General features: G+C 47.3%; 20 protein-coding genes. 12 read left to right on the forward strand and 8 right to left on the reverse strand.

Features of this window, described 5'->3' with window-relative positions; translation table 11 throughout:
- Window positions 1–18: 18 nt before the first annotated feature.
- From CFT61_RS04485 to CFT61_RS04510, 6 genes are all read right to left on the reverse strand, one after another.
- Window positions 19–1,479 carry a hypothetical protein gene (locus CFT61_RS04485; protein ID WP_142990557.1) on the reverse strand — a complete coding sequence of 487 codons (1,461 nt, stop codon included), beginning with the start codon at window positions 1,477–1,479 and terminating at the stop codon, window positions 19–21.
- A 33-nt stretch (window positions 1,480–1,512) separates the two neighbouring features.
- Window positions 1,513–2,814, reverse strand: coding sequence for a hypothetical protein (locus CFT61_RS04490; protein ID WP_176425498.1), 1,302 nt, complete (start codon window positions 2,812–2,814; stop codon window positions 1,513–1,515).
- Window positions 2,815–3,017: 203 nt separating this feature from the next.
- Window positions 3,018–4,361 carry a hypothetical protein gene (locus tag CFT61_RS04495; protein ID WP_142990558.1) on the reverse strand — a complete coding sequence of 448 codons (1,344 nt, stop codon included), beginning with the start codon at window positions 4,359–4,361 and terminating at the stop codon, window positions 3,018–3,020.
- 48 nt (window positions 4,362–4,409) lie between these two features.
- Window positions 4,410–5,315: a hypothetical protein gene (locus CFT61_RS04500; protein WP_142990559.1), complete on the reverse strand. Its 906-nt coding sequence runs from the start codon at window positions 5,313–5,315 to the stop codon at window positions 4,410–4,412.
- A gap of 10 nt (window positions 5,316–5,325) precedes the next feature.
- Entirely contained in the window at window positions 5,326–6,693 is a 1,368-nt protein-coding gene (locus tag CFT61_RS04505; protein ID WP_142990560.1) for a DUF4139 domain-containing protein, read from the reverse strand.
- A gap of 44 nt (window positions 6,694–6,737) precedes the next feature.
- Window positions 6,738–7,271, reverse strand: a complete 534-nt coding sequence (locus tag CFT61_RS04510; protein WP_089543277.1) for a DUF3575 domain-containing protein — start codon at window positions 7,269–7,271, stop codon at window positions 6,738–6,740.
- Window positions 7,272–8,321: 1,050 nt separating this feature from the next.
- Here CFT61_RS04510 and CFT61_RS04515 point away from each other — a divergent pair.
- The 3 genes from CFT61_RS04515 to CFT61_RS04520 all read left to right on the forward strand — a co-directional run bounded on the left by CFT61_RS04515 (window position 8,322) and on the right by CFT61_RS04520 (window position 10,424).
- Window positions 8,322–8,840 carry an HU family DNA-binding protein gene (locus tag CFT61_RS04515; protein WP_254918853.1) on the forward strand — a complete coding sequence of 173 codons (519 nt, stop codon included), beginning with the start codon at window positions 8,322–8,324 and terminating at the stop codon, window positions 8,838–8,840.
- Window positions 8,841–8,873: 33 nt separating this feature from the next.
- Complete coding sequence (locus CFT61_RS16850; protein ID WP_153090088.1) at window positions 8,874–8,969, forward strand: smalltalk protein; 96 nt, start codon at window positions 8,874–8,876, stop codon at window positions 8,967–8,969.
- A 201-nt stretch (window positions 8,970–9,170) separates the two neighbouring features.
- Window positions 9,171–10,424, forward strand: coding sequence for an ATP-binding protein (locus CFT61_RS04520; protein ID WP_089543278.1), 1,254 nt, complete (start codon window positions 9,171–9,173; stop codon window positions 10,422–10,424).
- A 1-nt stretch (window position 10,425) separates the two neighbouring features.
- On the opposite strand, the gene CFT61_RS04525 is transcribed toward CFT61_RS04520, so the two are convergent.
- Window positions 10,426–11,325, reverse strand: a complete 900-nt coding sequence (locus CFT61_RS04525) for a DMT family transporter (protein ID WP_089543279.1) — start codon at window positions 11,323–11,325, stop codon at window positions 10,426–10,428.
- 86 nt (window positions 11,326–11,411) lie between these two features.
- Here CFT61_RS04525 and CFT61_RS04530 point away from each other — a divergent pair, with 86 nt between their 5' ends.
- Window positions 11,412–13,208 (forward strand): RluA family pseudouridine synthase, encoded by a 1,797-nt coding sequence (locus CFT61_RS04530; protein WP_089543280.1) that lies wholly within the window; start codon window positions 11,412–11,414, stop codon window positions 13,206–13,208.
- Window positions 13,209–13,263: 55 nt separating this feature from the next.
- Here CFT61_RS04530 and CFT61_RS04535 read toward each other — a convergent pair whose 3' ends face one another.
- On the reverse strand, window positions 13,264–14,922 hold the full coding sequence (locus CFT61_RS04535) for a putative transporter (protein ID WP_089543281.1): 1,659 nt from the start codon (window positions 14,920–14,922) through the stop codon (window positions 13,264–13,266).
- A 199-nt stretch (window positions 14,923–15,121) separates the two neighbouring features.
- Between CFT61_RS04535 and CFT61_RS04540 the strand changes: the two genes are divergently transcribed.
- The 8 genes from CFT61_RS04540 (at window position 15,122) to CFT61_RS04575 (ending at window position 25,408) form a co-directional block, all read left to right on the forward strand.
- On the forward strand, window positions 15,122–15,991 hold the full coding sequence (locus CFT61_RS04540) for a PfkB family carbohydrate kinase (protein ID WP_089543282.1): 870 nt from the start codon (window positions 15,122–15,124) through the stop codon (window positions 15,989–15,991).
- A gap of 65 nt (window positions 15,992–16,056) precedes the next feature.
- Window positions 16,057–18,060: an AAA domain-containing protein gene (locus tag CFT61_RS04545; protein ID WP_089543283.1), complete on the forward strand. Its 2,004-nt coding sequence runs from the start codon at window positions 16,057–16,059 to the stop codon at window positions 18,058–18,060.
- A 172-nt stretch (window positions 18,061–18,232) separates the two neighbouring features.
- Window positions 18,233–19,525 (forward strand): ATP-binding protein, encoded by a 1,293-nt coding sequence (locus CFT61_RS04550; protein WP_089543334.1) that lies wholly within the window; start codon window positions 18,233–18,235, stop codon window positions 19,523–19,525.
- Window positions 19,526–19,621: 96 nt separating this feature from the next.
- Window positions 19,622–20,023 carry a hypothetical protein gene (locus tag CFT61_RS04555; RefSeq protein WP_089543284.1) on the forward strand — a complete coding sequence of 134 codons (402 nt, stop codon included), beginning with the start codon at window positions 19,622–19,624 and terminating at the stop codon, window positions 20,021–20,023.
- 62 nt (window positions 20,024–20,085) lie between these two features.
- A complete protein-coding gene (locus tag CFT61_RS04560) occupies window positions 20,086–21,450 on the forward strand; it encodes an MATE family efflux transporter (RefSeq protein WP_254918854.1) in 1,365 nt (454 codons plus the stop codon).
- Window positions 21,451–21,627: 177 nt separating this feature from the next.
- Window positions 21,628–22,179, forward strand: coding sequence for a sigma-70 family RNA polymerase sigma factor (locus CFT61_RS04565; protein ID WP_089543285.1), 552 nt, complete (start codon window positions 21,628–21,630; stop codon window positions 22,177–22,179).
- Between the two features lie 10 nt (window positions 22,180–22,189).
- Window positions 22,190–22,840: a DUF4974 domain-containing protein gene (locus tag CFT61_RS04570; protein ID WP_089543286.1), complete on the forward strand. Its 651-nt coding sequence runs from the start codon at window positions 22,190–22,192 to the stop codon at window positions 22,838–22,840.
- Between the two features lie 21 nt (window positions 22,841–22,861).
- Window positions 22,862–25,408: a hypothetical protein gene (locus tag CFT61_RS04575; RefSeq protein WP_142990561.1), complete on the forward strand. Its 2,547-nt coding sequence runs from the start codon at window positions 22,862–22,864 to the stop codon at window positions 25,406–25,408.
- Window positions 25,409–25,437 lie beyond the last annotated feature (29 nt).

The following is a 25,437-nucleotide window of genomic DNA, read 5'->3' on the forward strand; positions in this document are numbered from 1 at the left end:
TTGATAATTCTCTTGATCTTATTCGAGCAAATGTCTGGAGTCTGTAAGTGTCTTTTGCTCATCGTATGTGAAGACATATTTATGGTTTCGTCTCAGATAGAAGAGGTTGCTTACTCCATCTACCACGATAACGCCCGTAGCTGCTTCAGAAGACATCATATCCTTTGCCTTTATCTGATAGTTGTGGGCGTAAGGATAGGCTTTAAGGCCTATTCTCACGGCAAGATGGGTCTTGCCTGGCAGCACAAATGCCTTGAGAACCACTTCGTTGCCTTCACCTGGGAAGGGGGCATAGGCAATGGCGGTATAGGAGCCTCCCTTTTCTGAATACTTTTTGATAGGTACACTGCCCTGCTTAAAACCGTCGTAGCTGGTAAGAGGCATCTGGGTAAGCACGGTGTCGGCAAGTAGGCAATACCATTGCGTCTGCGCTGTAATGCTGTAATGGGCGGCATGAGTGATATGAACCTCCACTTCTGCCATGCCTCTATAGAGTGTTCCTACAAGCGGCGTAGGGGTGTTGTTTCCCAGATTTTCTTTCTGGTAATCAGCAGAAGAGATGATTGGATTTTGGGTATCATCCCCCTGCTGGTAGAGGGTGCCATAGAAGAGCTGCGGCACCGTGATGAGCTGGCGGCTCAAGCAATCTACATGATTTAGTGTGAGAACTATTTTTTTTAGATAGTCAAGCCAGTTGTTGGGGGTTTCGGTTTTGTCATCGACCAGGTAACTTGCAAACGTGGCCTTGAACTCCTGAAATGTAGTACCTCTCTTGATATTGAGCATTTCCGTGGTAACCACTTTGTTTTCCTCATACTGCGGATAGGGCGATTTCTCCTGGCTATTGTAAGCGAGGGCAATGATGCGATATTCGTAGCCCCTGCTGATGCCGAAGGTGCCCTTTACCACATAGTGCTTGTGGAGCTTTCCCGAAAGATAATCGTCTTCCTTGCCGTCTTCTAACGTGGGTTTCCCGTTAATCACCCTGTCGTTGGTAGGGTCGTACTCGAAGCCCTGGATATCGTTGACTGCAGCATCATAGGTTGCAGTTTTTTCTCCATTGTTCTGAACTCTTCGTCGAAAAGCTATCAGCCTTACGGCATCGACGTTGTCGGTCTCGGTATATCCGTCGTCCTCGCCTATTGTGCCCGACGAGGAAGAGGATCCTGCACCAGGAGGAGCTACACGGGTGTTTCTGCCATCTTGCTTGGCATTGCCATCGCTGCCGCTTAATCCGCCCAGAGTGATGGTGATGGGAACAGTCGTAATTTCATCTTCGTTTTCCGAAGGCTGATTCATGCCTGCATCTCCATTGCTGCCATCTGGATAAGGTGGCAGATCGGCATCGCTGCTGCATCCTGCGGCTAGTGCGAGGAGGAAGCAAAAACCTGCCGCCATGCCTGTCCTGATGGCGTTCATCCTGATGGCGTTCATCTTGATGGAGCTTATCTTATAGATGCTAAATCTTGATTTCTGCATATTCTATTTCCGTTTTTATGCTGTTTGTAACGTTTATTCTGTTTCAAATTCATGTTTTTTTTCGAAGGCTGGTTCTATCTCAACCTTCACGTCGGTCATCACCGGCTCGTAATACTCCTTCAGGTCGTATGGCTGGTTCACGGTCTTGCTCTTGGCTCCCAGGCAATACAGGTGGTTTGCCTGGATAGGGAATTTGAACTTGTCGCCAGTGGTTGTAGACTTCCTGATGTTGTCGTACCTGTGGTGCGTGCCATCCGTGTAATGCAGATAGAAGGTGGTCTCGTTCTCTGCCGAGTTCTTGCTTTTCTGCATTTTTTCCTCTGGTGTAGGCATCATGAAGTTGCTTATCATGTAGCTGTTTGCCTTCCATCCTTTCTGGGAGTCTTCAGCTCGCTTGAATATGTTCTCTGTAGCATCTACGGTCCATCCGTTTGAGGGGGTGAGGTCGATGGTGCCCAACGTCTGATAAGTCAACGGTTCAGCATCTGCTGGTGCCTGCTTCTGCCATATCAGCGTTTCGGTGCTGATGCCGGTGGCTACAACGGATAGAGAGGTGGGCGTGAAGGGAACGGGGCTCACGTCTCCTGCTGCATTCGACTCCACCTGTGCCGGGATGTTTTCTACGTAAATCATCAGACCAGCCACGTTACGGCTGGCGGTCAGCGTGCGGTGGAAGTATTTCGTCTCTTCCGTTACGAGCACGGGGGCTTTCTCTTGGGTCTTCTCGTCTTGCAGGATGCCGCTAAACAGCTCTGTGGTATTGAGGATACCGAGTTTGACGCTGTTTTTTGCCTCCTCGGTGAGGGCGATTCTTGCGTCCTCCAGTTTCGTTACGTTTTCAGTGAATTTGGGTTCTGTAAGTACTTTCTTCGTTGCGTATTTATCATCTCTGCCTATGGCTAGAAACTGGTAGTAGTAGCCGTTCTGCAGATAGGGTTCGAAGGTGTATAGATGCTGCTCGGGCATGTTCTGGTGCTCGGCAGAATAGTAGGGTTCTCTATTGTTGAATGCGTCAACGGAATAGTAACCTTTCTTGGCTGCTTCTGTTTCAATAGGGGTGCAATAGGTATATGCTTCTTCGGGGGTGCCCTTCTTGCCTTCGGGGCATCTGAAGACGTAGATTCTCATATCATTCACCTGCTGTGCTCCATCCCATGTATCAAGTTCTCGTGAGCCGGTAACAACACCTGCGCTTACACCCACTCTCATGTTCAACTTCACGGCATGCGAGCCGTCGGCGAGGGTATCAGGCGCATCATTGCTTGCGCTGCAGCTCATTAGGAGACTGGCAGCGAGGATTATATTTAAACTGTTTTTTATAGATTTTCTCATCATATTCGCCTATTCGATTTCAATGTTTGCCTATTCGATTTCAATGTTCGCCTATTCGATTTGAATGGGAATTACGTATAAAATGAATGATAAATTAAATATTGTGATGTTGGGATAGTAAGGGATGCGAGTGCCTATAGCGGGCACTGTGCATCCCTTGGATATATTTTTCTTAATACTGCCTATATTATGAGCACGTAGTAAGATTAATCACCCAGCTCCAACTTGTGGATAGCCTCCCAGTTGTCGTTCACCTTCAAGATGAGGTTCTGAGATTTGGTCAAGTCTTCTGGCTCGTCTTTACCTGGATCTGGTTTATCTGGATCTGGTTTATTTGGATCTGGATCTGGTTTATTTGGATCTGGATCAGTTGTTGTACCATTTGAAGTCTTCACGCCCAAGTTGTACATGTGGTTACGAACCACGTTGAAGATAGAAGGACTTGCGTCTGCAACATTTCCATTTGTGGCATCAATATTTACATCTGCTGCTGGGATAGAAACGGTCCAAGTCTTGATGATATTGTTTTTAGCATCCAAGAGCTGAAGCTCCATGGTGTTCTTACCCTTTGCGTAATTAAATGGAATGACGAAGTTGCTTCCGAATACAGAACCCTTCACAACCTGAGTCTTTACACTATCAGGGTGTTTCCAGTTGGTATCTTCAGCATTCAGCAGACCGTCTTTGTTCTGATCACCACCAGGGAACCATGTATTCAAATCGATAGAGTAGAGCACATAACCGTCCTCGTTGTTATTGAACTTTGCATCTGCAGTAGCAGCACTTGTAGATTTAGAACCATTAACATAATACTTGATAGTGCTGCCAGTTGCTCCATTAGCAGTGAATGAGCTGTTGAAGTTGTTGAAAGTCAACACATCATTCTTATCTCTTACTACGAGACGAAGGGTTGCGGCTGCTTTGCCATTCACACTTGCAGGAATGTTCTGGAAATAACCGAAGCTACCAGCTACCTGACGATGCAAGGTTACATCCAATCCATCCTCTTCACCAGAAGTAAGGTTGGTGATTTTCTTGTCAGCGTTGATTGTAAGCGCTGCATCACCTGCGAATACCTCCTCTGCTACTTTGCCTGCCTTCAAGGTTGCAGTGATGTCACTGTAATTACCGGTAAGTGCTGCTGCACCTGTTACATCCAAAGAATAGGTGTAGTCACTGTTATCGCTGTAACCTACAGCCATAACCTTGTAGTTACCTTCACCCAGTCTTTCATCACCCTTGTAAGTAAGAGTAAGCTCGCGACCATGATTGTCATACGTTTTACTATCTTTCCAGTTCAACAGTTTGTCTTTGACAATAGTCTTTGTTGCATCATCCTTGTAAATTATTACGCGAACATGCTGGATAGTCTGCAAAGCCTGTGAAGAATACAATGGGCGACCTGCACGTGTTGTCAAGCCATCACCGCTACTTGCTACCTGCAATACAATTTGCTGTACTGCCTCATTCTGACCCACTGTGCTAACCACAGCGTCGTCACTGCTACATGCGCTGAACAGCAAGCTGCTTGCTGCAAGCGCAAAAAACATACCTTTTTTCATAAATTATAAATTTAAAAATTGAGTATAAATTAATTATCAATCCAATATCATGCCGTGAATTTCCTCCCAGTTGTCGTTCACCTTCATATAGATGGTGAAGCGATTGCGTTTGGAATCGTACACATATCTCAGCACCGTAATCTTATTGCGCTCCATGCTTACCTTCACGTCATCAGGTGACAACACAGATGAATTGCCGCCTTCGCCACTATTCTTATAGAAATTGACATCCACCACTGACTCTTCCTTCTGGAAAGAAGGAGCCAGGAAAATAGAGGTCTTGGTCTTGGCGCCAGCTTCAATTTCCGATTCATGAAAGACGCTGGTCTCTTCAGAATATAGGAAACTTGGATTTACTATTCCATAGAGATCGCTTACTTCAGTATCCATCACATGATACCCGGCAGGAAGATTCTCTGTCCATATAACCAGTTTTCCCTTGGTGCGCTCCATCTCGCTGGTATAGCAATAATGGTTTTCATCATAGACGAGGGTATCGCAAACCTGATAAACATCATCGCCCTGACTGTGCTCCGGATGCAGCAACAGCTCGTTTTTATCCAGATTGAGTTCGCCTCGCTTCCTCATACCTCCCCATACCGTAAAGACGTATTTTCCGAAAGGCATGTCGGGGTCGAAGCTTACAGGATAAGTTAATCCGTCACCTTCTACTTCGAAACCTTTTTCTTCTACGATAACCTGCTGTGTGCCGTCGTCGTTGAGTCGGCTCAGACGATAGGAAAGAGACGGAACGAATGACCTAAATGGCTGATTCTCATCTCGTTTCTCTTCGGGTGCAGTCTGGTCGACATTGAAATAATTCTTGTCTTTCACCTCAATGTTGATACGCAGAGGAGGACATTGGTCCAGATCTTCACGAACGCACGAGGTAAATGATATAGCCAGTGCCATGCCATATATGATAACTTTTAATCTTGTCATACGCTGTGCTTTATTCAGATAGTGCCTTTGGGCTATTCTTAGTCTCTTCTGCCTTCTGGCGATTCAATATCTCTTCAGCTTCATCCACCTTGCCTTCGTTCTCGAGTAGGATGGCAAGATTATTGGCTGCAATCTTCGACATAGGGTAATATTTCAAAGTCGTCTCATATACCTGCTTCTGCTTTTCTGCGCTCTCTGCAATCTGTGCCACATGCAGGAACTCATCTTCGCTGAAGGCATCTGGGCGGAGCTCGTACATCTGCAGCATTTCTTCATCGGTGGTGAAGTTCTTGATGATGTATGTGTAGGTGTATTCCACGCTACGGCTCTTCTGCAGATACTTCTTCTTGATGCTGTTCCAGATAGGCAGGCGGCGGATATAGCGCTCCTGCACATCATCGTTGAAGTTGGCATATCGGGTCAGGATGTTCTTCACCAACGTGCTGTCGGCATCGCCGGCGGCCACCATCGCATTCAATACTGGTTGCCATCCTTCAGGGCGTGAACCGATACGGGCTATCTTCTTCACCTTGTCGCCATTCTCTATGTGCGCAAGCAGCCACTTCAGGGCAGAGTTGGCACGGTTGCGGGAAAGTGGGGTGTTGAATTTCAGCGGACCGTCGGCTGACGCCAGACCATAGATGCCCAAAGAAGTGAGAGTAGCGAGGCTGTCGCTGAGCACTGGAGCTATATCGCTCAACATGTGGTCGAGCTCAGCCTGGTTGTTGCTCATCTTGAGATTGATATCATATTTATTGATAACAAACTCAAGTCGTGCCACGCCCTTTCCTTCTCTTATCTTCGGCTTGATCTCGAAGGTATGCATCATCCAGTTGAGGTGCAGTTGCTTCTTGATTTCCGGACGGAACACATCGGCTATCTTGGTATGGCTGATGGCACGGCATTCGCCGCATCCGTCGGCAGAAGCCACTGCCACGAGGCTTCCCTTATGGAAGTTTGCAGGCAGGGTGATGGTGTCGTTATATAACACGGACAAATCTACTTTCGTGTTTGTAACTCTCAGTGCAACAGAATCGTATGGGTCAGCAATGCTGTCGAGTACCCATTTACGTTCCATCTTCCTTCTGTAGATAGGCGCATCCAGCACTATAGGCTTGTATTTAGCCACGATGCTGTCGCTGTCTGTCAATACGGGTATTACGAAGAGACGGCTTCTCTTCGAGAAATAATGCTTCGGGATATGAACCTGAAGGTTGAGTGCAGCCTGATTGCTGCTATCTGGCATGAGCATAAAGGAATCGGGAGTACATGTAATCTTTTTGTCGCTTGCCATGCTCTGGTTGCTGCATGAAGACATAGCCACTATCAGGGCTAATCCTGCGCCAACAATAGCCAGATATACTATTTTGAGTTTCATTCTATCATCCATAATGATCTTTGTGATTAAATGATGCACTTATTTTAAAAGATATAGATTAATGATAGTGCAGCCTTGGTAGGACCGATATAGTTCTCGTTCTTCTTTTCCTGGCACTTGATGCAGGGCAAGTTAGGGCTTTGCTTGTACCAGAGGTGGGCGTATCCCACACCGATGGCTGCCTCCAGGTTCCAGTGAGGGGATAGAATCCAGTCGTAACCGTATGTTACGCCTCCGCCAGCCAAGTAGCCATCGTAGAGCTTGCTGCCAAAACCTCCGAAGAATTGAGCACCATGCAGGTGGATACCTACGAAATGTCCTTCGTACTTTTCGCACAGCCAGTATTTCATTTCTGGCTGCACCAGGAGAAGGTGCATCTTCTTGTCTTCCCTGAATGTCCAGGGGTTGTATGCTACATCTGCTTCCAGGGTTACCTGGTTGCTGATTGCCTTTTCTACGCCCAGATTGAGTGTGGTTGTCGCCCAGTAGAGTCCGTTCGTCTTCAGGGCGAAATCTTGTGAGTAACCTACTGTTTTAATTCCCAAAATAAAAAACAGCAAAACTGCTTTCCTTTTCATTTATCACTTACTATATTAACTATTTATCCGGTTACCCGGAATCTTACTGTTGTATTGTTGTTTAGCAATATAAAACATCGTTTTTAAGCAATATAAAACATTGTTATTAAGCAATATAAACATTGTTGTAAACCAATATAAACCTATTATGACTTATCAAATGGTCCTCAACATATTTCAACCAATCCCCTTGTATATTACTTGGAGACTGATTTCTGGTTGCAAAGGTATATAATTTTGTAGATTCTATAAAATCCCCCCCCCCCGTTTTAGAATGCTTTAACAATAATAAACGTATTTTTAATTAAATACCTGCTAAATTGAGGTAACGAGTGGATATGTGCCGGATGTTATCACAGAAGCAGTAGGTAGTGAACCTACTTATCAGATGGCGGTAGATCAGATGGCGGTAGAGGAATATGCAAAATCTTTGAGCGTATTTTGAGAGTCATATTTAGAGTTTTATTTACATCAGAAGAAGCCACACGGAGATTATCTGTTGATACAGACACGAAGCTGGAATTTGGCTCGGTTTGACTCAATTACTCAGTTACTCAATTACTCAGTTTCTTTTCAGACCCCCACACCTACAACTTGGTTACAAATTGAAAGTATATTTTTTATATTATATATTTATATATTATATAAATATATAATATACTATCTATACAAGAAGAAACATACGGGCAGAATAAAACTGAGTAATTGAGTAACTGAGTAATTGAGTACGATTTTAGAGGAGTACGGATAGAAGATTCATAATGGCTTAAAGGTTTATTTAATAGTAGTTTAGGCTGGATTTCTATATTTTTCAAACAACAACTCGATATTTCTCTCTTCTTTATCTTACGAGTTAGGATTATTAACGCAGTTTCAAATTGAAAGCTGCTGAAAATCGGCCCTTATCACACTCTGAAATTTGGCGGTTCCAGAAAAAAGCCGTATCTTTGCACCGTCATTCAGAGATAAGGCGCCAATCGGATGAGTGACAAAAAACTGAATTAGTAACCATTAAAAATTAATTATTAACCCTTTAAAAACTGATTGATTATGGGACAAGGAACTAGTAAGTATCGTAAGATTACACGTACCCCTCAGACGGGTGAGAACGCAGGTAAGAAGCTCTGGTATGCTACTGCCGTGAGCGACCGTGAGATGAGTTTCGAGGACTTCGTGACTCATATCTCTGAGCACAACTCTCCATACAGCCGAGGCACCATCCACGGTGTGCTGATGGATACTTTGGATTGCCTGAAGCATCTGATTCTGGATGGCAAGAGCGTGCGTTTCTCCGACCTCGGATTGTTCTCCATCGGTATGACTTCACGTGGCGAGGTGAGCAAGGAGAAGGTGACAGCGGCAAGCGTGCTGGGCGTGCACCTGATTGTGAGAAACACAAAGAGCTGGAGCAATGCCGAGCTTAAGAAGCTCACCAAGATCGTGGCATACGATGACTATACCACCGGGGCTGAGGATGGCGGAGGTTCTGAGAATACACCGGGTGGAGGCAACACCAGCCAGGGCACTGGCGGCGGAACTGACAGCGGCGACGACAACGTAAGTCTGTAATCACTAATCATTAATCACTAAAAAAAACTGCCTATGAAGAAAGAAACCTGGAAAACTGTATTTCAGATAGTACTATCTATCTTAACCGCTATCGCCGCCTCTCTGGGCGTGACGAGCTGCATGTCGTAGAACAACACAAAAACTAAAAAGAGGATGCGTCATAGACTAATGACGCACCCTCGTTTTTATATCTATTACTGCTCTCCCTCGTTTTTATTCGCTGCCACCGAACAAAATCAAGCATTATTATTCGGTGGCAGCGAATAAAAAATGCTATTTTATTTTGTAGTATCAAATAAAATTTGTACTTTTGCCGCAAAAAGTAAGTATATGGAAAAGGAATTGTTTCGAACGATAATAGCTGAGAACCAAGAATATATAGGTCGTATTCCTTTGGTACAGCGCCCTCTAGACCTAGAGGAGTATGGCAATTATGTGTTTGTAGGAGTAAGACAAGCAGGAAAATCCTATTTGCTATACCAGAGAATACAGCAATTGCTGGCAAATGGAGTTGAGATAGAAAATATTGTATATGTCAACTTTGACGATGAACGTTTGCAAGAAATGTCGGCAACAGACTTCGACCTTATATTGCAAGCCTATCATAGCATGTATGATAGCCAGCCCATCTTCTTCTTTGATGAGATACAGAATGTTGAAGGGTGGGCAAACTTTGCACGCCGTCTAGCCAACCAAAAATATCGTGTCTATATAACTGGCAGCAATGCCAAAATGCTGAGTCGTGACATAGAGACAGTATTGGGAGGAAGATATTTGGATATCAGCGTGTTTCCATATAGCTTTTCTGAATATCTAAAAGCAGTTGGAGTCTTGGTTACAAAGAATTGGCAATATGGACGAAAAGCAAATGAACTGCAACGCCATTTCCGAACCTACTTTGATTGGGGTGGCTTTCCTGAGCTTGTGCATTTTCAAGAAAAGAGAGTATGGCTAAACAGCTTGTATAATCGTATTTTCTTTAATGATTTGGTAGTTCGGCACAAGGTGAAGAACGAGGATGCCTTACGCCTTTGTGTAAGAAGATTGGCAGAAAGCGTGAAACAACCATGCTCCTTGAATCGTTTGAGCAATCTGATAAAAGCAACAGGAACTCCGTGTAGTCCATCAACGGTTATGGAATATGTTCGCTATCTACAAGAATCATGCTTGCTGATATCTATTGACAATTATGCTTCCAAATTCGTGGAGAAAGAAACTATAAAGAAACATTATTTTGTAGATAATGGGCTGCTGCATCTCTTCATCAACAATCCAAACACCTCATTACTGGAGAATCTTTGTACAATTACATTGTATAAAAAATACGGCAAGGGCTTATACTATTACAATAGAAATATTGAGGTTGATTTCTATGTGCCTGATGAGGGACTAGCTGTGCAGGCGAGCTATCAGATGAGCGACGAAGAAACCATAGAGCGAGAAGTGAAAGCATTAGTAACCTTGCATGGTTTGTATCCTCTGAAACGAGCCATGATAATTACCTATGAGGATGAAGGGGAGATTGTGCGTGATGGACTCAAGATAGAAATAAGACCTGCATGGAAATGGGTGTTGGAAGGTTAAATTACTGCTCCCCTTTCGTTTTCTTATCCGCCACATACATTCCTATCAGGATGCAGGCGGCACCAGCCAGGAAATAGGGGGTAATCTGCTCGCCAAGCACCCACGAGGCGAAAATCATCGTCGTTATCGGATTGAAATAGACCCAGTTGGTAGCCTTTACCGTTCCCAGTTTTGAGATGCACCAGTTCCACGTGAGGAAGCAGATCATAGAGGCAAGGCAGCCCAGAAAGAGCAGATTGCCAAATACCTGAGGACGGGTGAATACCTCGAGCGGAGGAAAACCCGGAATGAAGATATAATAAGGCAAGATGGTAAGAACACCATAGAAAAACACCTTGCGGGTGATGAATGCAGGACTGTAATCGCCCGTGGTTGACTTCATCAGCAGCGAATAAATCGCCCAGCACATACACGCCGTAAACGCCAATGCATCGCCCACCGGAGAAAGATGAAGCACAAACCTGCCGTTCAATACCACGATGATCATACCCACAAATGCCAGAAGAGAACCCAGCAGCTGGACGATATGAATGCGGTTGGAATCCTTATAGACCAGACGAACCAGCAGGGTGGCAAAGAGCGGACACGAACAGACGATGAGCGAGGTATTGGTGGTGGTGGTAAAATTCATCGCCTCATTCTCGCTGCAGAAATAGAGCGAACCGCCCGTAATGCCCAGCAGCGCCATCTTAGCCTCATCCTGCCAGGAATCGGCAAAGAGACGGCGATGATTGAACGCCAGCATCAGCACGTAGGCGATGCTGAAACGCAGGGTGAAAATCTGAGCAGGAGAAAGCCCGTTCAGCATCAGCACCTTGGTGGAAACGAAGGTGGTTCCCCAGATCGCCACCGTCAGGAAGGCTACCAGATGGTAGAATATATTGTTATTTTTCGTTTGCATATCTTAATTTTTCCTTTAATGGTGCAAAAGTAAGATTTTTCTGTGGATAAACCAAGACTTCTGCATTTTTTTTGTAACTTTGCAGCATGATTTTCCATCCATTCCATCATACTTCAGAAAATGTTCCTGCAAGGATGAACAATCCTTTGGATTACGAACCGCATCCGCTCTGCATCCAGGCGTGCAGGGAAGTGCAGGAGATGCTTGCCAGACGAGAAGACTGGCAGGAAGAGATTGCGCACGGCAAAATGTTTGGCGTGCTCATCGTAGAAAATGTAAAAACAGATACCGATGTCCCAAAATGGGGATACCCAGCTGCCGATAGCAAGGCCCCGAAATGGGGATACCTGGCAGCCTACAGCGGACAGATTGGCGGAAGAAGCGACTGGGAGGACTTCGTGCCTGCCGTATTCGACTATCTGCAGCCCGACGGCTACTTCAAGACCCACGAGGCGGAAATCTCACGTATCAACCAGAGCATCAGCCACCTGGAGAAGGATGAAAGGATGAAGGAAGCCAGAACCCTGATCCGGCAACTGCAGGAGGAGCGGAAGCGTACCATCGCCGCCTATCAGGAGAAGATAAAGGAAGCGAAGGCAAAGCGTGACAGCCGCAGAGAGGCAGGAAACCTATCAGAAGCGGAAGAGGCGGAGATGATCAGGGAAAGCCAGTTTATGAAGGCTGAACTGCGCCGACTGAAGAAATCGCTCTCGGAAAAGACAGCCCTGGAAACGGAATTTGAGGATTATCAGGAGAATATACTGAGACTGAAGCAGTTGCGCAAGCAACTCTCTGATGCCCTGCAGCAATGGCTTTTCTCGCAGTTCAGAATGCTGAACCAGGAGGGAGAAAGCAAGGATCTGCTGGAGATTTTCAGAGATGAAGCCCTGAAGGAGTATCCGCAGGCGGCGATAGCTACGAGCAGGATTGCAGCCCTGAAGATGGTGCCGCCTGCCGGAAGTGGCGAGTGCTGCGAACCGAAACTGCTGCAATATGCATACCAGCATGGTTACAAACCGCTGCAGATGGCTATGTTCTGGTGGGGAGAAAGTCCGAAGGAGGAAATCCGTCACCACCTGCAGTTCTATCCAGCCTGCAACGGCAAGTGCAAGCCGATACTGCATTGGATGCTGCCGCCATCGGTATTCGAAAGCCCTGCATCGGCAGAAAACGGCATCGGCGGACAGAAGGAACCATTCCCTAAGCAGGTAGAGATGCTCTATGAGCAGGTGGAAACGCTCTACGAAGACTGCGAGCTGACCGTGATCCACAAACCTGCAGGACTGCTCTCTGTACCGGGAAAGGACGCTGCCCAGCCATCGGTCTATGCGCTGATGCGAAGGAAATATCCCGAGGCTACCGGTCCGCTCATCGTTCACCGGCTGGACATGGCGACCAGCGGACTGATGATCATCGCCAAGACCGAATTTGCCTATCATCGCCTACAGAAGGAGTTTCTGAACCATCGGGTGCAGAAGAAATACATCGCCATCATTTCAGAAAAAGACATTTCGGGAAAGGATATTTCGGAAAAGGAGATTCCGGAAAAGGGAATCATCTCCCTTCCGCTGCTGCCCGATTATCTGAACCGCCCTTGCCAGATAGTGAATCACGAGCAGGGCAAGGAGGCCATCACGGAGTATGAAATTCTGGAGCGCATCGACGGCTCACACCTCCGCATCGCCCTCTATCCCAAGACGGGAAGAACCCACCAGCTGCGTGTGCATTGTGCCCATCAGGAGGGCTTGAATGCACCCATCCTGGGCGATCCGCTCTACGGCAACGAGAAGGCTGCCCGACTGCATCTACATGCCGAGGAGATTACCTTCGAACATCCCCTGACGGGTAAGAAAATAACGATAAAGAGAAAGGCTGATTTCTAAACGGAATCAGCCTTTTTTCTGTCTATTTTTATTCAAGTTTTTCAAGTTAAGCCCTTCAGACAAAGAACATGATGATGACCTGGGCGATGATGACTCGGATAAACATGCCGAGCGGATAAACCGTAGCATAGCTGATGCTAGGCGTATCGCCATCCAGGGTCTCGTTGGCGTAGGTAAGCGCCATCGGATTCGCCATACTGCCGCAGAGAATGCCGCAGATGCTGCCAAAATCGTACTTCTTGGTCTTCAGGATGATGAAGCCCACTATGATAACCGGAACCACCGTGATGAGGAAACCGATGCCTACCCACATCAAGCCCTCGGGACGAACCACCGTCTCGAAGAACTGTCCACCAGCCGACAGGCCCAGACAGCCCAGATACAGGGCAAGACCCAGCTCGCGGAGCATCAGTCCCGCACTACGCGTCATATAGGAGATGAACTGCACCCTAGGGCCCAGCGCACCAATCAGAATACCCATTACGATAGGACCACCGGCAATACCCAGACGTACGGGAGCCGTCATTCCCGGAATATTCAGCGGAATGGTTCCCACGGCGAGTCCTAGAATGATACCCAGGAAGATGGCGCCCAGGTTAGGCTCGTTGAGCGTCTTCACGGCATTGCCCAGAAACTGCTCCACATGGTCGATGCTCGTAGGGTCGCCCACCACCGTCAGGCGGTCGCCATACTGCAGACGGAGGTCGTCGGTAGCCAGCAGTCGGATATCACCACGCAGCACTCGGCTCACATTCACGCCATAGGTATTGCGCATCTGCAGGCTTCCCAGTCGCTTGCCGTTGAGTCCCGGACGGGTCATCACGATGATTCTGCTCTCCAGTTTGGCATCGATGGCGTTCCAGTCCACCTTATCATTATTCCACTCCTTATCCACCTTCTTTCCGAAGAGTATCTGCATGGCAGCTGCCTCATCCTTATTGGTAACCACGAGCACATTATCGTTGGTATGGAGCACGGTATCAGCCTCAGGAATGATGACCTGCTCGCCTCGCCATACACGGGAGATGATGAACTTGCGATGGGTCATCATCGAGATTTCGGCGATGGTACTGCCGTTGAGAGCCGGGTTTACGATGACGTACTGTCCGATGGATGTATGGTCATCCTCATCGGCACGTCGGATCTCCAGGTCCTCAGGCTTTACGAAGAGCTTTCGCAGGAACATCATCGCCAGGATGACGCCCACAACGCCCAGAGGATAGGTTACCGCACAGCCCAGGGCTGCTCCGCCGCTAGGCAATCCCAACTGCTGCAGCGCCTGCTGAGCAGCACCCAGAGCCGGAGTATTGGTGGTGGCACCGCAGAGAATGCCCACCATATCGGGCAGGCTCACGGGCAGCACCAGGCACAGGGCAAGCGAAAATACGGTGCCCACGGCGATGACTGCCAGGCTCCAGAGATTGAGCGAGATGCCCTCGTGGCGCATCGAACCGAAGAAGTTAGGACCCACATAGAGACCCAGCACATACACGAACATGGTGAGTCCGAAGCTCTCGGCAAACTCCAGCATGTTCTCGTCGATGGAGAGTCCGAGATGGCCCGCCACGATGCCCACAAAGAATACGAAAGCTATGCCGAGGGAGATTCCCTTGACATGAATCTTGCCCAGGGCAAGACCTAAGGTACAAATCAATGAAAGAATGACGATGCCCTGCACCGCCGAATGCACGTTGATTAAATGATCAAACCACATAATTATAAGTTTCTATCTTTTCTCGAGATAATGTTCAATTTTCTAAATTCGGCTGCAAAGGTACATTAAATAAAGAACATCACAAAAGAAAAATGCCCTTTTCTTCTAAATATTTGCAATAAAAGCTGAATTTAAAGCAAAAAACCAAATCTAACTCAAAGTTTTTTTGTACCTTTGCACCCGTTTAAAATAGAAATAGATGAAAGATATTTGTTGTATAGGGCACGTAACCAAAGACAAGATAGTTACCCCAAACAGAACTGTTTACATGGCTGGCGGCACATCGTTCTACTTCGCCTACGCCATCAACCAACTGCCCAAGGATGTGAGCTTTTCGCTCATCACGGCAATGGATCCAACAGAAACAGAGCCTGTAGAAAAGATGCGCCAGGCGGGCATAGAAGTAACCCTCAATCCTTCGCGCAATACCGTCTTCTTCGAGAATATCTACGGAGAAAACCAGAACGAGCGCAAGCAGCGTGTGCTTGCCAAGGCTGATCCATTCACCATCAGACAGCTGGAGCACGTGGAGGCGAAGGTCTATCACCTGGGAAGTCTGCTGAGCGATGATTTCTCGCCCGAGGTAGTGGAATTCCTCTCGCGCAGCGGAAGGGTTTCCATCGACGTGCAGGGCTATCTGCGCGAGGTGAGAGACGAGAAGGTGTATCCGATAGACTGGAAGGATAAGCTGGAAGTGCTGAAGAACACCTACTATCTGAAGGTGAACGAGACGGAGATGGAGACCATCACGGGGCTGAAGGAGCCACGCGAGGCTGCGAAGCTGATACATTCGTGGGGAGTTACCGAGGTAATCATCACGCTGGGCAGCGAGGGTTCTCTGATTTATGTAGATGACACCTTCTACGAGATTCCCGCCTATCCTCCTCACGAGGTGGTGGATGCTACCGGATGCGGCGACACCTATTCTGCCGGTTATCTCTACAAGCGACTGCAGGGCGCCACTCCTACCGAGGCTGGCAAGTTTGCGGCTGCCATGTGCACAATCAAGCTGGAGCACAATGGTCCGTTCAACCGCACCATCCAGGACGTAGAACGCATCATGAAATAAATTTTAGATAATTTATCCTATTATCTTCTTATTTTTGCCTGAATTGGTGTAACTTTGCATCCTATATGGAACAGATTTCACCAATTCAGGCATTATTGCAACAACGCACCCTGCTCCAGCTGGAGTATTACACCGAGAAGGAAGCCTTCCGCAAGCTCACCGAACAGATGGGAATGCAGCGCAAGGTGAAACGAGGTGATGCCTGGTTCCCGCTCCGTGTGGGAAAAAGCTTTTATAATTCGCTGAATCAAACAGCCATTGAGGTCTTCCGCACCTCTGATCAGGATATCGAGCACAACTTTGAGTTCGGTCGCCCCGTCATGTTCTTTATGGTCAAGAAGATGGACAAGAATGAGAACCAGGACAGAAAAGTTCAAAGTATCAAATATTTTTCTTTTACCGGAACCGTGAGCTATGTGGATGGCGACAGAATGGTGATTACCGTGCCCGACTCTGCCCCATTGCTCGACTTGCAGCAATCTGCGGAGCCTATCGGCGTGCAGCTATCCTTTGATGAAACCAGCTACAAGCTGATGTTCGAGGCTTTGGATAGAGTGATGAAGGCAAAGAACAACCGCCTGGCTTATCTCCGCGACTTATTCTATTCGCATCAGAAGGCAGGCAGATTCTCCTTCGAACCAATGAAGTTCCCTTGGCTCAATCCTACCCAGGAAAGGGCTGTGAATGAGGTGCTCTGGGCGAAGGATGTGGCGATTGTTCATGGACCTCCGGGAACCGGAAAGACCACGACCCTGGTGGAAGCCATCAACGAAACCCTGATGCGAGAGAGTCAGGTGCTGGTGTGTGCACAGAGCAATATGGCGGTGGATTGGATTTCTGAAAAATTGGTGGATAGAGGCATCAACGTGCTCCGTATCGGAAACCCTACCCGTGTGAACGACAAGATGCTGGGCTTCACCTACGAGCGCCGTTTCGAGAGTCATCCCGACTATCCGCAGCTCTGGGCTATCCGCAAGGCAATCAGAGAATTAAGAAAAAACAGGAAGAAAGGCAGCGAGAACTATCATCAGAAGATGGATAGGCTGAAGAGCCGTGCCGCCGAGATAGAAATCCGCATCAATTCTGAACTCTTTGGCGAGGCGCGTGTCATCGCCTGCACCCTGGTGGGCTCTGCCCACCGGTTGCTGGAAGGCATGAAGTTCGGCACCCTGTTTATCGACGAGGCAGCCCAGGCTTTGGAAGCCGCCTGCTGGATTCCGATGAAGAGAGCCAGCCGGGTGATTCTGGCGGGCGACCATTGTCAGCTGCCACCTACCGTGAAGAGTATTGCGGCATTGAGAGCCGGACTTGGCAAGACCCTGATGGAGCGCATCGCCGAAAACAAGCCGGAGGTAGTAACCCTGCTGAAAATCCAATACCGCATGAACGACGAAATCATGCGATTCTCCAGCGACTGGTTCTACGGGGGCAAGGTGGAGAGTGCGCCTCAGATCAAATACCGAAGCGTATTGGATTACGACCATCCGATTACGTGGATTGATACTTCGAACGAGGAGAATCAGATAACGATAGAAGGAGAAGATGCTCCTGAGGATTCTGCTTCCACAGCATCTTCTGTATCTGCAGCCAATCAGAATTCTGATTTGAACTTCAAGGAGCAGTTTGTGGGCGAGAGTTTCGGGCGTATCAACAAGGCGGAAGCCGAGCTTACCCTGCTCACCCTGGCGGAATACTTCACCAAGATAGGCAAGCAGCGGGTATTGAGCGAGAGCATCGACGTAGGCATCATTTCGCCTTATCGTGCCCAGGTGCAGTATCTGAAGAAGCTCATCAAGAAGTATGAGTTCTTCAAGCCTTACCGCCGTCTGATCAGCGTAAACACGGTGGATGGTTTCCAGGGGCAGGAAAGAGACGTGATTCTCATCTCGCTGGTACGTTCCAACGATGAAGGCCAGATAGGTTTCCTGAAAGACCTCCGCCGCATGAACGTGGCGATGACGAGAGCCCGCATGAAGCTCATCATCCTGGGCAACAAGGACACGATGACGAAGCATCCTTTCTACAAGAAACTGTGGGAGTATGTGGAAGGGCTCAATAATGATGAATAAGAACGAAGTTCGTGTAAAAAAGTGTATGTATGCAAGGAAAGTTCGTGTAGAAAAGTGTTGAAAACATTTGGAAGTTCGTGTAAAAAAGTGTATCTTTGCAACCGACAGAGCGGTTTAAACATCATAACAGCAAGTTATTAACATCATTAACAACTTCAAAATGTATGTAAGGATGAAAAGAACGATCATAGAACAATTAAAAGCATGGAAAGAGAGCCTTTACAGAAAGCCCTTAATCTTATCAGGAGCAAGACAAGTAGGCAAGACTTATATCCTCCAGGAGTTTGGGAAACAGGAATATGACCACGTTGCCTACATCAACTGTGATGGAAACTCTGAGATTGCCAACATATTTGCAGAAGATTATGATATGAAGCGAGTCCTAATGGTTATCGGAGCCATTAGCAAACAGCCTATAATCCCTGGCAAAACGCTTATCATTCTGGATGAAATACAAGAACTTCACAAGGGACTTTCCTCGCTGAAGTATTTCTGTGAAAATGCACCAGAATACCATGTGGCTGTAGCAGGTTCACTTTTAGGCGTTGCCATGCACCAAGGAGAATCCGCCCCAGTGGGAAAGGTTGACATCATTCGCCTCTACCCTATGTCTTTCGAAGAGTTTCTTATGGCAAAAGACGAAGAACAGTTGCTGAACATATTGAAAAGTAAAGACTGGAAGACCATCACATTACTTCATGATAAACTCATCAAGATATTAAGAGAATATTATTTTGTAGGGGGAATGCCTGAGGCTGTGAAAACTTATCTTGCAACTAACGATGCAAATCTCGTCAGACAGGTTCAGAACAACATTCTCACCATTTATCGTAGTGACATGTCGAAGCATGTCAGCCCAAATGAAGCCACTCGCATCAGCATGGTTTGGCAATCCATCCCTTCCCAGCTTGCCAAGGAAAACAAGAAGTTCATCTATGGAGCGGTGAGAAGCGGAGCACGAGCCAAGGATTTTGAGATGGCAATACAATGGCTGGTGGATGCAGGTCTCACCTATCGCATTTCCCGAGTAAGAGAAGTTGGAATGCCTTTGAAGTTTTACGAAGACCTCAATGCCTTCAAGCTGTTTCTCCTGGATGTCGGCCTCCTGGGTGCGCTGAGCGAGATGGAACCTGCCCAAATGCTCATCTCCAACAAAGCCATGACGGAGAGCAAGGGGGCGTTCACGGAAAACTACGTCCTTACCCAGCTATTATGTCAACAGGACATTTACACCTATTATTATAGTAGGGAAGACGCTCGCTTGGAGATAGACTTCCTTGCCCAGCACCAAGGGGTGATAACTCCGATAGAGGTAAAAGCGGAAGAGAACCTGCGTTCCAAGTCACTTCGCGCCTTCTTTGACGCCCATCCCGACTTGCGAGCCATCCGCTTCTCCATGTCGCCATACAAGGAGCAAGAGTGGATGAAGAATGTCCCATTGTACGGGGTAGAGGAGAGTTTCTAGGAACTCTTCTCACAATACTCCCTGAACTTTGCCTTAGTCATAGCAATACCAATGAGTCTATTAGATAACGCAACAATAACAACAAAATAAAACAATATGCTACAACGAGACTACATACAGCGACTGATTCGCGAGTTTATGGCGGCACTCGAAAGAATGCTCGAAAAGAAAGAGGTGGAGGTGAGACGTGAGAAGATTAAGGAGCTCTACAATCAATACGTGGGCCCTTATGCCTTCTACAGCATCGCCACCATCGAGGACGTGATGAAGGCAATGGCAGGAATCGACGACGAGGAGAAACGACTCTCCAAGATGGACATGCTTGCCGAACTCTACTATCACGAGGCGGACATGGTGGGGCAGCCCGCAAGAGATGAACTGCTGAACAAGGCGTTCATGCTCTTCGATTATGTGGAAACCCACGGGGATACGTTTTCCATTGAGCGCCGCAACAAAATGGCACAAATCAGACAGAAGATAGGAGATGCGCTCAAATAAAATGAGTGCATTCTCCCCCTCTTTCATATTTTTAGGATAACAAAAACTAATCATACAGTTCAATGGTCAAAACTCAAAGTTCAAAGTCAACAAACGACATGACGGTGGGTTCGCCCTTGCGAGCCATCATCAAATTTGCGATTCCACTTATCTTGGGCTACATCCTTCAGCAGATGTATCTCATCATCGATGCCGCCATCGTGGGAAGATGGATTGGCGTGGGAGCACTTGCGGCAGTAGGCGCATCCAGCTCCATCATGTTCCTCATCATGGGCTTCTGCAACGGCTCCTGTGCCGGTTTTGCCATCCCTATCGCCCAGGCTTTCGGTGCCAGGGATTACGCCAAGATGCGGGCTTACGTAAGCAACAGCATCCGCATCGCCGTGGTGTTTGCCGTGGTCATCACCTTTCTTTCCTGCATCTTCTGCGGAAAGATTCTGCACCTGGTGAATACGCCGAAGGAGGTGTTCGATGATGCCTACATCTTCCTGATGCTGCAGTTTGCGGCAATTCCTTTCACTATCGCCTACAACCTGCTCTCAGGTCAGATCCGTGCCCTGGGCAACTCGAAGCAGCCTTTCTATTTTCTCATTACAGCTTCCGTTATCAACATTATTCTTGATGCCATTCTCATTCTCGGCATGGGGTTAGGCGTAGAGGGTGCAGGCATTGCCACCTGGCTCTCGCAGGGAATCTCCGTGCTGCTCTGTATCTGGTTTATCAAAAAGAAAATGCAGATTCTGATTCCGAAGGGTGAGGAAAGGAAATTCGACAACAAAAAGGTAAGCATTCTGCTGAACAATGGTGTTCCGATGGGTCTGCAGTTCTCGATTACCGCCATCGGCCTCATCATGCTGCAGAGTGCCAACAACGCTCTGGGAACGGTTTATGTGGCGGCATTCACAGCCTCTATGCGCATCAAATATCTCTTTACCTGCGTATTCGAGAACATCGGAGTGGCAATGGCTACCTATTGCGGTCAGAACCTGGGAGCCAGGAAGCTGGATAGAATCGGTCAGGGCGTAAGAGCTTCCATCAGGATGATGCTGGTTTATTTCGTCTTCACCTTCCTGCTCATCTATCCGTTTGCCGACGAGATGATGATGCTCTTCGTGGATAAGGGCGAGGCTGAGGTGGTAACTTATGCAGCACAGTTTATGCGCATAGCCAACTATTTCTATCCTTGTCTGGGCTTGCTCACCATCCTGCGCTACAGCATTCAGGGATTGGGTTACAGCAACCTCTCGATGCTGAGTGGCGTAATGGAAATGATAGCGAGATGCGGTGTGAGTCTCTGGCTGGTACCAGCCCTGGCGTGGACGGGAGTCTGCTTCGGCGATCCTGTGGCATGGGTCATGGCAGATCTCTTCCTCATTCCCGCCTTCCTGTGGCTTTATAAGCATCTGAAGAAGGAGCAAGTCCGCTAGGCGTTCCTCCGGATTTGCAATCCGGAGTCAAAAAAGGTTCGACCTACTTCTTGCGGATTTGCAATCCGCACAACCAAGCTCTCATTTATTTAAAAATTTGCATTAAAAAATATTCTGCTATGGGTTAGGAAAATGAAAATTCGATTGTAATATAGGCAAAAGAAAAGAAATAAAGTAATGCAAATAAACAAAGAAACGATAGAACAGCTCTTCCGGCAGCATTATCTGAGGATGTACCAATTGGCCAGGATACTTCTGAAGGATGATGCAGCCAGCAAGGATGTGGTGAGCGAAGTCTTTGCCGATGTGCTCGACAGAAAGACTCAACTGGGTCTTGATAACGAGACTATAACCAGCGATTCGCCCCTGCCTTCCGCCAACGCCGGGAGCTATCTTCTGGTGTGTGTGCGCCATAAATGCCTCAACCTGTTGAGCCGACAGAAGATGAAAGACCGGGTTCATCATCTCCTGAAAGCCGATACTTCGCCTTCGATAGTTCCCCTGGAAGCGACGATTGCCGAAATAGACAGGGAGACCGAAAAGTACGAGGCAATTCAAGCTTATATGGATGCAGAACTCACGCCACAAACCCGCAAGGTACTCGATCTCCGTTTTCGGCAGAAACTGAAATATCGGGAGATTGCTACGGAATTGGGCATCAGCGAAGTGGCAGTTTATAAGCATCTGGCGCAAGGCATCAGAAAATTAAAGCAAAAGTTTAACCCTTAGCAGATTTATTATGGACAAGTTTGAAAAAATACTGGATATCATCGACCATCAGGAGAAGTATTCTGATGAGGAGATTCGTGAAATATTGCAGGATGAGGAATGCCGAAAACTCTATCAGACGATGATGGAAGTGGATTCTGCACTTGAAAGCCCCTCTCCTATTATTAATGTAGATGAGGAATGGGAGAAATTCAGCCAGGAGCATCAACTTCAGGAAAAAGCAACTCATCCTATAACTTCCTGGCGCAAGCTGGCAGCATCCATCGCCGGATTTGTCTTGATTTCGGGTATTGCCTTTGCCGCAATCCATACTTACATCAAGCGCAGCCAGGAACCAACCCAGGTAACGGCTGATACTCATCCGGAAGCCATAAAATCAGATTCCGCAAAGCAGGTAGCAAGAAAGGATTCCCTGACTCATCCGAAACCAGAAAAGCCAGCCATTCACAAGACTTTCGAGAATGTGGCTTTCGAGCAGATGATTTCAGAGATTGCTTCTTATTATGATTTACAAGTGAAGTTTGAGAATAACGAGGACAAGACCCTCCGCCTCTATTACGAATGGAACAGTCATTCGAGCATCGAGAACATCGTAAAAGAACTGAACCAATTCGAGAATGTAAACATCGAATTGCAACAAAACGAGCTGATTGTAAAATAACAAATAAAAAGCAACATCATTATGAGAAGATTTTCAGCCATCATATTCCTGCTGTGCACGTTCGCCCTGGCGATGAGCGCACAGCACATCCAGCGCAACTATCACAACCGCAGCATGTCGGACGTCCTCATCGACCTCGACAAGGCCTCCAAGCACTACAAAATCAGTTTCATCTACAACGAACTGGAGGATTTCACAGTTACCCAGAACGTGAAGACAGCCAATATTCCCGATGCCATCCGCAAGGTAATCGGTTTCTATCCGATGCAAATGACCGTGGGCGACAGCCTCATCACCGTGGAGTGCATGCGCAAGAGCGAGCGCAAGCTGATAGGCAGACTGATAGACAATCACAATCTTCCTGTAGAATTCGCCAATATCCAGCTGCTCAACCCGAAGGATTCCTCCTTTCTCTGTGGAGGCGTGAGCAACGCCAATGGCGATTTCGTCATCCCCTGCCAGCAGAAACAGGCCCTCATGAAGGTTTCTTTCGTGGGCTACAAGACGATTTGCAAGTTGGTACCTATTGCCCATATCGGAAATGTGAAGATGCAGGCGAATGCCTATCAACTGGGCAAGGTGGAAGTAAAGGGCAAGCTGCGTATCGACCACGGAGACCATGCCTCTTATACATTCTCTGACGAACAGATCAAGAACTCACGCCATTCACAGGATCTCCTGGGAACACTCCCGGGAATCTATACCGATCCGATGACCGGCAAGACATCCAGTATGACAGGCAAATCCATCAAGATTCTCATCAACAACGTGCCGATGACGAGCGAGAACGACTTGAAGGCTATTGCCGCCAATAAAATAAAGAAGGTGGAATACTACGAAGATCCTCCTATCAGATACGGCGATGTGGGCATCTTGATGAACATTATTACCAAGCCGCTTGATACGGGTTATACTACCGGTTTTGATGTGTCCAGTGCCTTGACTACAGGGTTTAGCGATGACAATGTGTATTTCAAGTACAACAAGGGCAATCATCAGTTTTCCTTCGATTACAACATCAACGTGAGAAACTATCGTAACTGGATAGAAGACAACCAGTATTCCTTTACGCTTGACGACCAGCAGGCTGTCTATGATTACCATCTGCACAAGCGTTTTGGCTATACCGACAACAAGTTCAACCTGAAGTATGCTTACAGCAAACCAGATGACGTAACCTTCCAGGTCACCTTTTCACCAGAATTGTCTCATAAGTTCAACCGGGGAAATAGCGAGGTTGCAACGCAAGGAAACGAGGCTTGGAAGGATGGTTTCGGAAACACGAAGGATATTGTAGATTACGTGAAACCAGCAGTAGATCTCTATCTCAGCAAGCAGTTTGCCCATAAGCAGACACTCGATGTGGACGTGCTCGGCTCTTACTTCAACACCAGGCAGCAAATGCTCAACCGGCAATGGACTTCCGACAAGGATAGCATCTTGACCGATGACGACATGCACTCCAGGAGCCACATCTATTCCCTGATAGGAGAAGCAGATTATACCAAAGAATGGGAGCAGGGAGAGCTATCGGTAGGAGTTTATACCTGGAATAAGTGGAGCAACTATAATGTGCGCAATATCCTTTCCGGCTATGAGCCATCCAAGTATTCTTCATGCATCAAGATCAATACGGTTTATGCCCAATACCAGAACCATATCGGCAAGTTTACCTATCGCATAGGCGTAAAGAGCACGTGGAGAACCCAGAGCTATCAGGATCTCACCTATAACAACAACTATATTCATCCGTTGCTGTATTTATCTTATAAGCTGAAGAACGGTTCGTTGCAGCTGCTATCATCCAGCGGCACCAATTACCCAGCTATCTCAACATTGAGCGAGAACATGACGATTGTCATCCCCGGACTGATGAAGCAGGGCAACCCAAATGTAAAGGCTACGATGGAATGGGGACCGATATTCAGATACACCTATAATGATGCGATGCTCTACCTGCAAGTAGCACTTTATGGAATCTATAATGACAAGGTAATTACACCTTATTATTATTGGACCACGGTGAACGACAAGCGCAGCATAGTTTCTACCTATGAAAACGGCAGTTTCTATTGGCGTTATGGCACAGGCTATTATCTTCAGTTCAAGCCGTTCAAGAACGAGGTTTTGAAACTGATGGTGGGTGGAGGTTTTGAACGAGAGGTAATCAGCAATTCCTATGGTCGCCATTGCTACTGGTGGAGTCCATTCAAATATGGCATCAACTTCCGGAAGGGAAACTGGGGAGCATCTTACCAGGGAAATATTCCGTCGAAGATGGCTGTTTTGGACTATCGCAAGGCGGATGAGCCTAAGAGCGAATTCTCTGCTTTTTATCAGAAGGGAGCCTGGCGTTTCTCGCTCTATGGCATGTGGATGTTTGCTCCTGCCAAGTACGAGAGCCAGTCGTTCGACAATCCGATTATGAACCAGACGGAACAGCACATCATCAAGGATAATCGCCGCATGCTGATGCTGGGTGTCAGCTACAATTTCTTCTCCGGAAAGAAGAAGAACATCCGAAAGAACATTAACAACTACGATTCAGATGCTGGCGCATTCAAGTAAAAGCCGTCTTCGCTTTTCCCGAAATCACA

It is taken from the genome of Segatella copri (assembly GCF_002224675.1).
GTDB lineage: Bacteria > Bacteroidota > Bacteroidia > Bacteroidales > Bacteroidaceae > Prevotella > Prevotella copri_U.

Bases quoted from the DNA above. Each gene is read 5' to 3' on its own strand.
- CFT61_RS04485 (WP_142990557.1), bottom strand. From the start codon at position 1,479: ATGCAGAAATCAAGATTTAGCATCTATAAGATAAGCTCCATCAAGATG.
- CFT61_RS04490 (WP_176425498.1), bottom strand. From the start codon at position 2,814: ATGATGAGAAAATCTATAAAAAACAGTTTAAATATAATCCTCGCTGCC.
- CFT61_RS04495 (WP_142990558.1), bottom strand. From the start codon at position 4,361: ATGTTTTTTGCGCTTGCAGCAAGCAGCTTGCTGTTCAGCGCATGTAGC.
- CFT61_RS04500 (WP_142990559.1), bottom strand. From the start codon at position 5,315: ATGACAAGATTAAAAGTTATCATATATGGCATGGCACTGGCTATATCA.
- CFT61_RS04505 (WP_142990560.1), bottom strand. From the start codon at position 6,693: ATGAAACTCAAAATAGTATATCTGGCTATTGTTGGCGCAGGATTAGCC.
- CFT61_RS04510 (WP_089543277.1), bottom strand. From the start codon at position 7,271: ATGAAAAGGAAAGCAGTTTTGCTGTTTTTTATTTTGGGAATTAAAACA.
- CFT61_RS04515 (WP_254918853.1), top strand. From the start codon at position 8,322: ATGGGACAAGGAACTAGTAAGTATCGTAAGATTACACGTACCCCTCAG.
- CFT61_RS16850 (WP_153090088.1), top strand. From the start codon at position 8,874: ATGAAGAAAGAAACCTGGAAAACTGTATTTCAGATAGTACTATCTATC.
- CFT61_RS04520 (WP_089543278.1), top strand. From the start codon at position 9,171: ATGGAAAAGGAATTGTTTCGAACGATAATAGCTGAGAACCAAGAATAT.
- CFT61_RS04525 (WP_089543279.1), bottom strand. From the start codon at position 11,325: ATGCAAACGAAAAATAACAATATATTCTACCATCTGGTAGCCTTCCTG.
- CFT61_RS04530 (WP_089543280.1), top strand. From the start codon at position 11,412: ATGATTTTCCATCCATTCCATCATACTTCAGAAAATGTTCCTGCAAGG.
- CFT61_RS04535 (WP_089543281.1), bottom strand. From the start codon at position 14,922: ATGTGGTTTGATCATTTAATCAACGTGCATTCGGCGGTGCAGGGCATC.
- CFT61_RS04540 (WP_089543282.1), top strand. From the start codon at position 15,122: ATGAAAGATATTTGTTGTATAGGGCACGTAACCAAAGACAAGATAGTT.
- CFT61_RS04545 (WP_089543283.1), top strand. From the start codon at position 16,057: ATGGAACAGATTTCACCAATTCAGGCATTATTGCAACAACGCACCCTG.
- CFT61_RS04550 (WP_089543334.1), top strand. From the start codon at position 18,233: ATGAAAAGAACGATCATAGAACAATTAAAAGCATGGAAAGAGAGCCTT.
- CFT61_RS04555 (WP_089543284.1), top strand. From the start codon at position 19,622: ATGCTACAACGAGACTACATACAGCGACTGATTCGCGAGTTTATGGCG.
- CFT61_RS04560 (WP_254918854.1), top strand. From the start codon at position 20,086: ATGGTCAAAACTCAAAGTTCAAAGTCAACAAACGACATGACGGTGGGT.
- CFT61_RS04565 (WP_089543285.1), top strand. From the start codon at position 21,628: ATGCAAATAAACAAAGAAACGATAGAACAGCTCTTCCGGCAGCATTAT.
- CFT61_RS04570 (WP_089543286.1), top strand. From the start codon at position 22,190: ATGGACAAGTTTGAAAAAATACTGGATATCATCGACCATCAGGAGAAG.
- CFT61_RS04575 (WP_142990561.1), top strand. From the start codon at position 22,862: ATGAGAAGATTTTCAGCCATCATATTCCTGCTGTGCACGTTCGCCCTG.